Here is an 11750-nt window from a genome sequence, read left to right on the forward strand (position 1 = left end):
ATCAGATGGCAGAGACGCCACCATCGATGGCAATGGCCTGGCCTGTCATAAAGCCGTTGTCCGGGTTGACCATGTGCAGCATGGCGCTGACCACTTCGTTTGGCTCGGCCAGGCGGCGCATGGGCACGGCGCGGGTCAGCTGCTCGATTAGCGCGGGATCGACTCCCTCGGTCACCATAGGTGTTGGGGTGAAGAAGGGGCAGATGGCGTTGACCTGGATACCCTGGGCGGCAAACTCCAGCGCCGCGGTGCGGGTAATGCCGACCACGGCATGCTTGGCGGCCACATAGGGGGTCAGCTTGGGGGCGCCGTTAATGCCGGCCATGGAGGCGACATTTAAGATCGCCCCACATTTATGTTTCTGCATCAGAGGGATCTGCGCCTTCATGCCGAAGAACACCCCCTTGGTATTGATGGCGAAGCTAAGGTCCATGTCGGCCTCAGTGGTGTCCAGCAGGCTCTTCATGGGCGCAGAGATACCGGCATTGTTGATGGCGATATCCAGGCGGCCAAAACTCTTTTCGGCCAGCTGAGCCAGGGCCTGCTGATCGGCCTCTATGCTCACATCACAGCGCAGACCGACCGCGCACTCACCCAGTTCGCTGCACAGGGCGTCGAGCGCCGTTTCATTAATATCGCCCAGCACCAGCTTGGCGCCCTGAGGGGCCAAACGCTGGGCCAGCAGCTTGCCAAAACCGCTGGCGGCGCCTGTGATCAGCACCACCTTACCTTCAAAATTCGACTGCATTGATTCTTCCTCTGTTAGAGCGTCAGGCCGCCATCCACCACCAGGGTTTCCCCCGTGGTGTAGCTGCTGGCATCGCTGACTAGGTAGAGCACGGCGCCGGCCATCTCGCTGGGCACGGCGTGGCGGCCCATGGGGATCCTGGCGATCAGCTGCTGATAGATCTTGTCGTTACTGAACAGGGCGCCGGCAAACTGGGTCTTGGTGAAACCAGGCAGCAGGGCGTTGCAGCGGATCCCAAGCGGCGCGCACTCCTTGGCAAAGGCCTTGGTCATGCTGACCACGGCCGCCTTGCTGATGGAGTAGATCCCCTGCATCTCGCCGGGCTGCAGCGCATTGACCGAGGCGGTGTTGAGGATCACCCCGTGGCCCTGCTCGCGCATCATGCGACCGGCGGTGACCGACATAAAGAAGTAGCCCCTCAGGTTTACCTCCATGGTCTTGTTGAAGGCATTGAGATCCGTATCGAGGATATGGCCGAAGTAGGGGTTGGTGGCGGCGTTGTTGACCAGGATATCCAGCCTGCCGTGTTTGGCCTGGATCTGCTCGAAGGTGGCCTGGATGGCCTCGAGATCCCCCACATGACAGGCCATCGCCTCGGCGCTGCCGCCATTGTCGATGATCTGCTCGGCCACTGCCTGGCAACCTTCGGTCTTGCGGCTGGCGACAATCACATGGGCGCCATAGGCGGCCAACAGCTCGGCGATGGCGGCGCCTATGCCGCGACTGGCACCGGTTACCAGGGCGATACGCCCGCTTAGGTCAAACAGTGATTTATTATCCATGGCGTTACTCCTTTATCTGATCGGCGATGGCTTCCAGCGCCATTTCCGCCAGTGGCCCTACATGCTGGCCCAGCTCGGCGGCGTTCTTGTTGGAGGCATTACCATCGATGGCGCGCTTGGCGACGCCCTGAATGATGGCCGCCAGGCGGAAGAAACTAAAGGCGATGTAGAAACCGAAGTTGTCTATCTTGTCTATGCCGGTGCGTTGGCAGTAGCTGGCCACATAGGCCTGCTCATCTGGGATCCCAAGCTCGGCCAGGTCTTTGCCGCGAAGACCGGACACTGTGCCTATGGCGGGCATGCGCATCTGCATGCAGAGATAGCCAAGATCGGCAAAGGGGTGGCCCAGGGTCGAGAGCTCCCAGTCCAGCAGGGCGACGGCTTTTGGCTTAGTTGGGTGGAACATCAGGTTGTCCAGTCGGTAGTCGCCGTGAACCAGTGATATCCGGCCGTCATCTTGTGGAATGTTACTGCCCAGCCAAGTCATCAAGGCTTCCATCGCCTCAATATGACCGGTCTGCGAGGCGCGGTATTGGCTGCTCCAGCGGTCGAACTGGCGCTGGAAGTAGTTGCCGGGCCGGCCGTAATCACTAAGGCCCACCTTGTCGATATCGACGCTGTGCAGCGCCGCTAATACCCGGTTCATCTCATCGTACAGCTGGCCACGCTCCTCGCGGCTCACTTCGGGTAGGGCGGCGTCCCAATAGATGCGGCCCTCGCAGTACTCCATCAGGTAGAACATTGAGCCTATGACGCTGGTGTCTTCACAGAGGTGATACACCTTGGCCACCGGCACATCTGTGTCGGCCAGCGCCTTGAGCACCCGGTACTCGCGATCCACCGCATGGGCGGATTTGAGCAGCTTGCCCGGCGGCTGGCGGCGCAGTACATAGGTGCCAGACGCCGTCGTCAGCTTGAAGGTGGGGTTAGACTGGCCACCGGCAAACTTCTCGATCTGCATTGGCCCCTTAAAGCCGGCTACATGGGCCTCGAGATAGGGCTGGAGTGTGTCGAGATCCAGACTCTCTACGGCGCGGCTCATGATACGACTCCCTGATTTTGGCTGCCGAGGTGAGCGGCATGAATGTCGCGGGCCAGGTTACGACCCAGCTGCATCATATGCACCTGATCTGGGCCGTCGGCCAGACGGATGGAGCGGGTTATCGTGTAGGCCTTGGCCAGGAAGAAGTCCTGACTCAGACCACCGCCGCCGTGGATCTGAATGGCGCGGTCGATAACGGCGCAGCCCATGTTGGGGGCGACAATCTTGATCATGGCGATCAGGTCTTTGGCGGCCTTGTTGCCGCCCTGATCCATCTTGGCCGCCGCCTTGAGGGTCAGCAGGCGAGCTTGCTCGATCTCGCAGGCCGACTTGGCGATGGTTTCACGTACAGACTGTTGCTTGCTCAGTGGCTTGCCGAAGGCGATGCGGGTCTCGGCCCGTTCACACATCTGCTCCAGCGCGCGCTGGGCCAGGCCCACGGTACGCATGCAGTGGTGAATGCGGCCTGGGCCGAGGCGGCCTTGGGCGATTTCGAAGCCGCGTCCTTCACCCAGCAGCATGTTGCTTACCGGCACGCGGACATTGTCGTAAATCACCTCTGCATGGCCCTCGGGGGCATCGTCATAGCCAAACACCTTCATGGGGCGTACGACCTTGACCCCTGGGGTGTTGGCCGGCACCAGTATCATAGACTGCTGAATGTATTTGTTGCTGTTATCGGGGTCTGTTTTGCCCATCACGATATGGATTTGGGTGTGATTGTTACAGGCGCCTGAGATATACCACTTGCGGCCGTTGATCACATACTCGTCGCCGTCGCGGACGATGGAGGTCTCGACGTTGGTGGCATCGGAGGAGGCGACATCGGGTTCTGTCATGGAGAAGGCCGAGCGGATCTCGCCATTTAGCAGGGGCTGCAACCAGCGTTCCTGTTGTTCCTTATTACCGTAGCGGGCCAGCACCTCCATGTTACCCGTGTCTGGCGCGCTACAGTTAAACACCTCTGAGGCCCAGTAGACTCGGCCCATGATCTCGGCCAGGGGGGCATATTCAAGGTTAGTCAGGCCTGGGCTGAATTCACCATAGACTTGGGGCAGGAAGAGGTTCCACAGGCCGGCGTCTTTGGCCTTGGCCTTCAGCTCGCCCAAGATGGCCGGTGACTCCCAGCGATCGCCTTCTTCGACCTGTTGCTCCCACAGGGATTCGTTGGGGTAGATGTGTTCATCCATGAAGGCCAGCAGACGTTCGCGCAGCGCTTGTACTTTGGGTGAGAATTCGAAGTTCATGGTAGATTCCTTTAGCTGTAGCTGACCGAATCCCATCTGTCTGGGCGATCCAGATGGGGGGTGGCATTGATGCCAGTAACATAGGTGGTAGTTTCAGAGAAATAACAGTGGGTGATCCCCGAGTTCTTGCTCTGTAAATTTAAGTTGATAACCGTCTGGGCACCAAAGCCCATGATTTGGCTCAGGGCAACGCTGATGGCGCCGCCCGAGGTGGCAACCAGAGTGTTGCCCTTGGGCTGACTGCGGGCAAAATCCAGCCCGTCGGCCACCCTTTGCTGAAAGTCCTGCCAGCTTTCCAGCGGCATCTCGGCGGGCAGGGCGTTCTCCGACCAGGCCAACATGGCGAGCCTGAGGCAGGAATACACCTCGCGGGGATTGCGCCAATCCCTGATGGCGTGCTGCGGGGCTGCCTCGCCGAAGCCTTTCAGTAGCGTCATAAAGTCAAACTCATTGAAGCCAGGGTGGCATTCAAATTCAAGGCTGTGCTCAAGCCCTTGGCAGATCGCCTCGGCCGACTGGCGATGGCGCGCCATATCGCCGCAGATGATGCGCTCGAAGCGGACGCTGCGCTCTTTGAGGTACTCACCCAACCAGAGGCACTGCTGGGTGCCCAGGTTTGAGAGCTGATCATAGTTGGCGCTGCCAAAGGAGGCCTGACCGTGCCGGATAAGATATAGCGCTGCCATCAGTCTTGTTCCGAGCCCTGTTAGGCGACTTCAAACAGGCCGGCCGCACCCATGCCGCCGCCGATACACATGCCGACGACCACATATTTGACGCCGCGGCGCTTGCCTTCGATGAGCGCATGGCCCACCAGACGCGAGCCTGTCATGCCGTAGGGATGGCCGATAGAGATACCGCCGCCGTTGACGTTGTAGCGGGCGGGATCGATACCCAAATGGTCGCGGCAATATAGCACCTGCACCGCGAAGGCCTCGTTGATCTCCCACAGCCCGATATCATCTATGGTTAGGCCGTGCTGTTTCAGTAGCTTAGGGATGGCGTAGATGGGGCCTATGCCCATCTCTTCCGGCGCGCAGCCAGCCACCGCAATGCCGCGGTAGATGCCAAGTGGCGCCAGACCACGCTGCTCGGCCAGTTTACGCTCCATTACCACACAGGCGGATGCGCCGTCGCTGAGCTGGCTGGCGTTACCCGCAGTAATGAAGCCACCTTCGATCACAGGCGCCAGATTTTGCAGGCTCTCCATGGTGGTCGATGGGCGATTACACTCGTCGCGGTCCAGGGTCACCTCCTGGTAGGAGATCGCCTTGGTCTCGCGGTCCTGAATCGCCATGGTGGTGGTGAAGGGCACGATTTCGTCGTCGAAGTAGCCGGCTTCCTGGGCGGCCGCGGTGCGCTGCTGCGACATCAAGGCGTAGATGTCCTGAGCCTCGCGGCTGATGCCATAGACCTTGGCGACATGTTCGGCGGTCTTCAGCATTGGCATGTAGGCGTGGGGCTCGAATTGCATCACGTTGGGGTCGGCGTTATCGGCGGCCCACTTCATATATTCATTCTGTACGGCGGTGATGTTTTCCTGGCCACCGGCAACCACTATCTGCTGTTGATCGACGATGATCTGTTTCGCGGCCATGCCGATGGCCATCAAGCCCGATGAGCATTGACGGTCTATGGTCTGGGCCGAGACGGTGTTAGGCAGGCCGGCGGCAAGCACGGCGTTGCGGGCGATGTTCATCCCGGCTGTGCCTGCGGTGAGCACCGTGCCCATGATGGCATCATCTATCTCGCCGCCCTCGACCCCGGCGCGCTGGACGGCGTGCTTGATGCAGTGGCCCAGCATGGTAGGGGACTTAGTGTTGTTTAACGATCCGCGAAATGACTTTGCCATCCCGGTGCGGGCGGTGGATACAATTACGGCTTCTCTCATCTTGGACTCCCTAAACTAATAGCGGATTGATGCTCAATCCTCGCATCTTTAATAATGGTTTAGACCGTTCGTTGGCGATCTTTGCGTTGAAAAAAGTATAGTGGCTGTACTAATATTTACGTACTTTATTATTTTGATACCTTGCTATTCATGTGATGTATATATCCAGCTGCCAACGGGAGCGCCTATGCGCCTGCAAAATGTTGATTTGAATCTGTTTGTGGTGTTCGACGCCATCTACACCGAACGCAACCTAACCCGGGCAGCCGAGCGCCTCTGTATCACTCAACCCGCAGTTAGCAATGCCCTGAGCCGCCTGCGAACCAGCCTCAACGACCCTCTGTTTATCCGCACTCCCAAGGCCATGATGCCCACGCCCGTGGCAGAAAATATGATAGGCCAGGTGCGCGAAGCCCTGAAGCTGCTGAGCAGCAGCATGCAGCTCGGGGACAGCTTCGACCCCCTGCTCGCAGAGCATCACTTTCAGCTGGGAATGTTCGATGTAACCGAGGAGACCATGTTGCCATCATTGCTTGCCGCCTTGCAGGTGCACGCGCCCAGGCTATCCATCTCCAGCTATCCGGTATCGCGGGAGGAGATGCTCAAGGAGTTTGTTTCCGGCAGGCTGGATTTGGCCATCGACGCCCCCATAGTGACTCATCCCGACCTTTACCATCATCCACTGGTTACTGTGCCCTATGTGTGCCTGGTGAGGAAGGATCATCCTGAGGTTGGCGACTCCCTGACGTTGGAGCAGTATTTGGCACTCTCCCATGTTCATGTCTCCAGCCGCCGTCAGGGGGTTGGTTATGTCGACGCCGCGCTTAACCGCCTCGGCAAGCATCGCAACATCCAGGTGCGCACCAAGCATCATCAGGCGGCGCCTAAGCTGGTGGCCGAGACGAATCTGGCGACCACAGTACCCGAGAGCCTGGCGAAAAATACCGACCTTAAGGTGCTTAAACTGCCCTTCGAGGTGGAGCCGATAGAGTGGCATCTCTACTGGCATCGCAGCGCCGATCAGGATAACGCCAACCGCTGGTTGAGGGAGTTTATTACTGCGCTGATGCAGGGGCAGGGGTAGATTGGCGAATGTTCGCCTGCCATCTTGGTCGTTGAAATCTAGCTATTGCCTTGACCACCTTGTTTATTGGCTGGAAGGTTGAATGTCACACCTTCATCTTTATCTAACGCCTGCCCGGCGGGGGATGTGCAAGCACTCTTTTGGCACGCCGAGATTCCGTCCTTGGAGGCTTCGCGGCGGCGTCCATGCCGCCGAGAGCCAAAAGTGTGCTTACACCAGAATCTAAACGTCTCTTCGATTTAAGGTTTTCTGTAATCCTATGGGGGGCTCATTTGGCGATTTGCACTGTCAGGGCGGTGACCTTCCGAGGCCGGGATGCCGAGGTAGAGCACACAGGGAGGTGCTTGATGCGTGTCACCGCAGGGATAGTGCAAGTCGGCACTCAAATGTCATGTGATGCTACCTATATGGCAAATCTATTGTCGCTTTTATCCAAATAGTTCTTGGCAAAATTTTTCGAGATTCTCACTTCATGGCTACCTAACGTCGGCCCGGCGGAGGCTCTTGATTGAATAAGTCGTAAGGCTGAATTTTTCGATATCTGGGTTTGAACTGGGGGAGGCTCGGTTTTTTTGAGTGCTTTCTTAGTTGCTTGTGAGATATAACTCTGATAACCAATTGCCGCTATTGAATAAATTGGTTTTTAGGCGGCTGGGTGTCGCCTCTTTGATGTTCAGGCTAGCTTGGGGCTACAAAGATTTAGCTAATTCGCAGTTAGGCGTGATTCAATTCAGAGCTAAGCGATTAAGGATACAGGGATTATGTATAAAGTTGGCATCGTGTTGTTTGATGACTTTACCGATGTAGATTTCTTTTTGATGAATGACTTGCTGGGAAGAACCTCTGATAGCTGGACGGTCAGGATACTCGGCACTAAACCCGAGCATCATTCACAGCTAGGGATGACGGTGAAGACTGACGGCCATGTGTCTGAGGTAAAGGAGCAAGATGTCGTTCTTATCACCAGTGGTTATCGCGGTATTCCCGCGGCGTTGCAAGATGAGAATTTTATGTCTGCCTTAAAGCTCGACCCGAGCAGGCAGTTGATTGGCTCTATATGTGCGGGTTCCTTTGTGCTTCATGAACTGGGTTTGCTGAAGGGAAAGCTGCTAACGACAAACCCAGATGCTAAGGCGGTTCTACAAGGCATGGGCGGTGATGTTCAGGATCGACCCCTGGTGATTGAGGGGAACATAGCAACCGCTGGTGGCTGTCTTTCTCTCCTCTATCTAGTGGGCTGGTTAGCCGAGCGTCTGTTCGACTCGGCTAAACGCAAACAGATCCAGAATCAGTTGATCCCCGCAGGGCAAATGGAGATATTCGAAACGCTTATTTCCGAGACTATCCAATCGGCCGAAACCGCCTATGAGCATCGCTTAGCGTGTGAGAGTGATGCCGAGTCTTTGGTGGTTTAGGGAGTAAGGTGCGCTTAGGCGTTAGCTGGTAAGCGTAAGATTCAGAAGTAAGTAAATGGAGTTATATGAAATTTCTGAAGCAATTGATCATGAAACCACTGGAAGGCTATCTAGAGCTAACCGCTTGGTTAATCTTTGCATGGCTGTACTTTCAAATCGTACTTTCCGCAACCGCAATTTTTTGTATGTTGAGTGTATTTGGATTTTATCTTTTTGACTTCGAAACGGCCTTAAATATCTGTTACGGCGCAGCTGGTGTCGGCGCTATTGCGGGTGTTGTTTGGGCCGAGAGAGTTCGTAAGACACTCGGAATCATTACTTTTCATGCGTACCTTCTTTCAACTCCCGAAATTGAAGGTTGGCGTGATAAGCATGGAAACGTCATTCGTAAATGGAACAAACAGGGGAGTCATTAGGGCGTCCTGTTTGAATAGCATTTGGTGACACGCTGTAAGTCTTCAGACCTGCATGGATGCTGGAGAGGCGATTGAAGGTCGTACCTTGGCTGTAATTAATAGCCTGCGGCTCGCTTTTGTGCAGATACATCTGCTACACGCCGACTTTTTATTTCAAAGAGAGTCGTCCGTGGAGGCTCGACGATGGCATCTGACCTACATGGATGTTGGGAATGCCAAAAAATGTTAGGAACATTTTTGGCCCTGCCATCGACGTCCGCAGATGCATCTACACTCGGTATCTATCGTCTCTTCGATTTGGCGGTATTTGGTGCGAATAGCGAATCTAAAAACTGGATTACTTTTGCCCCATTCCGCGCCACAGCGCTAAGACAGGTTACTCGTTATCATGAGCCAATTGGCCAAGTTTTAGTAATGATACAAAGTGTCCACTATTGCTGGTTCAGATCAAAGTGATACATGCCAATAAGCGTTTGTAATAAAAGTATAAAATCGATATCTTAGTAAAAGAGACAATGATACGAAATTACAAGGTTAATGTATGTTATGAACAAGTCAGATAGAGATAGGGTTGTATTTCACTCGATACACGACATGTCGAGTGGTCATTACTTATCAAAAGCAGAGCGGTTATTGAATAGCGAAATAGCAAACGATTTAGACGATATAAACGATATACTTGAACTGTACAATATATCGCTGTTTTTCGAAAACGGCATATACCTTAAAAGTTGGTCAGATACAGATATTGTTGCTTACAAAGAAAAAGTTAATACTTTTAAAAATTTGATTGGGAAATTCATAACTAATATTGATGATAGTAACTTCCTGTCATATTTTGAAAATATAGATTACGGTTACTATGATAGTTTCTGGTTATTAATAAATAACTATCAACAATATAAAAAGATATCGCCATCTCAAATAGAAGAAGTTTTAAAGAACCTCCCCCATCAAGTGAGGCACTTGTTGAGCCATAAAAACTTGGTGGATAAATATAAGCTTGTTCTCTGTGAGTTTTTAAAAAGTGACCAACAGAGTGCAGAGATCCTCCTTTCTATATATGAAGTCGAAAATAGTTTCAATAAAACGAAGTTGTACCTACCTAGTTGTTTAACTATTCAAGATAAAGAAAGCATAATTGCTTCGTACATCGACTCAGAGCATTGCAATACTAACTACCTGCCAATAATACAAAATGCTAAAAAACATAGTGGCTTCCGAATCTCAGATAAAACTAAATTAGCAGCTAAGAGAAAATACCAACAGTCTATTAAAGAGTTTTTCGATAGTGGTTCTAGTTCATCATTTGAATACGGGATAGCTATCAGTTATCCCGAAAATGCTTCTAAAATTAAACATGCTTGGATTGAGCAGGGTACAGTCCATTACGAATTTAGCTTGGATTACATTAAAGAAAATAATCACCCATATATTCTGTACAGAAACTTCGAGACACTTTTTGAGTACGTGGATGAACAGAATATTGTAGCTTTAACCAGCAAAGAAAATCAGCTTGGAATTTTTGAAAGAACTTTAGGTGTTAGATCTAAAACTGAATACGTTTTTGGTGTAGCGTTCACACAATTAGAAATGGCATCTATGGGCCAAATTTACACATATTCCAACGTACTAAAAGGGCTTGGGTGTTCATTAGAAGATATTCTAAAAACAGTTTTCACTAATACTCTACCGGAATTATTTGACTTACCTAGTAACGCCAATTTTACAATTCCTACTCAAAATGCTTCTGCTTTAGAGAAAATAAGAACAATCGCACCTGAGTTCGAGTCGATATTGAAGCAATACAAATTATTTGTAGAAAATGGACATATTGATTTTGAACTTCTACAAATGTCTTCTGGCCCTACAGCCATCAAGGACATTCCAAGCTTAAACAGCAATAAATACATATATATCAATAAGGATGGCCAAGAAGTTAATTTTCTAACTTATCTGCTATTTTCGGATCAAACTCTGTTGACTTATCTTGACCCGTTCAAAGACAAGCAATACAGAAACTTTGTTGATTTATTGGTGAATGAAGAAGAAATCGATTTCGGAAATTATGAAGAACATCAGCTTGAGCATTTAAATTATTTGATAGATAACAATTATATATCTGTCGATGAAAATAATTGCGTTCAAGTTACAAATTGGAACCGAATTTTAATATTAAGAGATGTTTTTGAAAATGAGGTCGCCTCGTTACACCATTATCCTGCCGATATTCAAGACGAGGTTATGCATATGAGTAATGATGGACTAGTGTTTTTTGGAAGTTCACTTTTCGCAATACCTGAGCAAAATTACTTCAATTACTATTTAAACAAAAGTGAGTTTACAAACGGGCACGACTTAAGAAATAGCTATTTACATGGTACACAGGCAAATCCGACAGAAATTCATCTACATGAAAATTCCTATTTACTTTACTTAAAGCTTTTAATCTTAGTTATTTTTAAAATAGAAGATGACCTGTTTATTTATAAAAAGCTTAAGGCGGACGAAGAATAACAGTTAGAAAGGAACGTAGTTCGTACTAATTTATATGTAGGCAGGATACTATGACCAACTTATTGGGCGGTTCTCCTCCAATGATTCAGCTGACGTGATGGAGAAACAACACCGTTTATGGTTTCAATTGATATTCCTATGCTAATAATACCCCATATAGATACAAAGATCCTGTAGTGGTCAAGTAAAACTGGCCACAGGTCTAGAGCTTTTTCATACTTTTGGTAATCTTAAATGTTGTCATTAGAGCAAAAGTCCTAACTCAAAAATGTCCAAAAATGATTTAGCTTTTGATTTTCGGATGATACAAGTAAAGGCCAAATCGAAGAGACTGATAACTCGGTGTGAACACACTTTTGGCCTTCGAAATCATGGATGATTTCGTAGAGCATCCATGGATGGACTTGCTGCGAGCCAAAAGCGTGTTTGCACGAAAGGTATGCTGAAGGCAATTGATACACCATGAAGTGGTGACATTCCATAACCTTTCAAATACCAGAGTCTGGTAGAGGCTCAAATCAAGGCGTGCTCTATTACGCTAAGGCATTAAATTCTACCTTTACGAAGATAACCCCCTAAATTTCGCCAACAAAAAAGGCGTCTTGTTA

The 11750-nt window shown here is 51.2% G+C and carries 10 protein-coding genes; 4 read left to right on the plus strand and 6 right to left on the minus strand.

Annotated elements, in window-relative coordinates; all coding sequences use genetic code 11:
* Position 1 precedes the first annotated feature (1 nt).
* Genes K0H81_RS05320 through K0H81_RS05345 form a run of 6 tightly spaced genes read right to left on the minus strand, consistent with a single transcriptional unit; the run spans position 2 to position 5710 of the window.
* Positions 2-748, minus strand: a complete 747-nt coding sequence (locus K0H81_RS05320) for an SDR family NAD(P)-dependent oxidoreductase (RefSeq protein WP_220060154.1) — start codon at positions 746-748, stop codon at positions 2-4.
* 14 nt (positions 749-762) lie between these two features.
* The gene (locus K0H81_RS05325; protein ID WP_144203720.1) at positions 763-1530 is read right to left on the minus strand and encodes an SDR family oxidoreductase; all 768 of its coding nucleotides are present in this window, start codon (positions 1528-1530) and stop codon (positions 763-765) included.
* 4 nt (positions 1531-1534) lie between these two features.
* Positions 1535-2572: a phosphotransferase family protein gene (locus K0H81_RS05330; protein WP_220060155.1), complete on the minus strand. Its 1038-nt coding sequence runs from the start codon at positions 2570-2572 to the stop codon at positions 1535-1537.
* Positions 2569-3819 (minus strand): acyl-CoA dehydrogenase family protein, encoded by a 1251-nt coding sequence (locus K0H81_RS05335; RefSeq protein ID WP_220060156.1) that lies wholly within the window; start codon positions 3817-3819, stop codon positions 2569-2571. The genes K0H81_RS05330 and K0H81_RS05335 overlap by 4 nt, the downstream gene beginning before the upstream one ends.
* An 11-nt stretch (positions 3820-3830) precedes the next feature.
* Positions 3831-4505, minus strand: a complete 675-nt coding sequence (locus K0H81_RS05340) for a histidine phosphatase family protein (protein WP_220060157.1) — start codon at positions 4503-4505, stop codon at positions 3831-3833.
* Between the two features lie 20 nt (positions 4506-4525).
* Positions 4526-5710: an acetyl-CoA C-acyltransferase gene (locus tag K0H81_RS05345; protein ID WP_220060158.1), complete on the minus strand. Its 1185-nt coding sequence runs from the start codon at positions 5708-5710 to the stop codon at positions 4526-4528.
* 187 nt (positions 5711-5897) lie between these two features.
* Between K0H81_RS05345 and K0H81_RS05350 the strand changes: the two genes are divergently transcribed.
* The 4 genes from K0H81_RS05350 to K0H81_RS05365 all read left to right on the plus strand — a co-directional run bounded on the left by K0H81_RS05350 (position 5898) and on the right by K0H81_RS05365 (position 11142).
* Positions 5898-6794 (plus strand): LysR family transcriptional regulator, encoded by an 897-nt coding sequence (locus K0H81_RS05350; RefSeq protein WP_160797959.1) that lies wholly within the window; start codon positions 5898-5900, stop codon positions 6792-6794.
* A 761-nt stretch (positions 6795-7555) separates the two neighbouring features.
* Positions 7556-8209 (plus strand): DJ-1/PfpI family protein, encoded by a 654-nt coding sequence (locus tag K0H81_RS05355; RefSeq protein ID WP_220060159.1) that lies wholly within the window; start codon positions 7556-7558, stop codon positions 8207-8209.
* Between the two features lie 65 nt (positions 8210-8274).
* Positions 8275-8625, plus strand: a complete 351-nt coding sequence (locus tag K0H81_RS05360; RefSeq protein ID WP_220060160.1) for a hypothetical protein — start codon at positions 8275-8277, stop codon at positions 8623-8625.
* A 546-nt stretch (positions 8626-9171) separates the two neighbouring features.
* Complete coding sequence (locus K0H81_RS05365) at positions 9172-11142, plus strand: hypothetical protein (RefSeq protein WP_220060161.1); 1971 nt, start codon at positions 9172-9174, stop codon at positions 11140-11142.
* Positions 11143-11750: the final 608 nt, after the last annotated feature.

It is taken from the genome of Shewanella halotolerans, from assembly GCF_019457535.1.
Classification (GTDB): domain Bacteria; phylum Pseudomonadota; class Gammaproteobacteria; order Enterobacterales; family Shewanellaceae; genus Shewanella; species Shewanella halotolerans.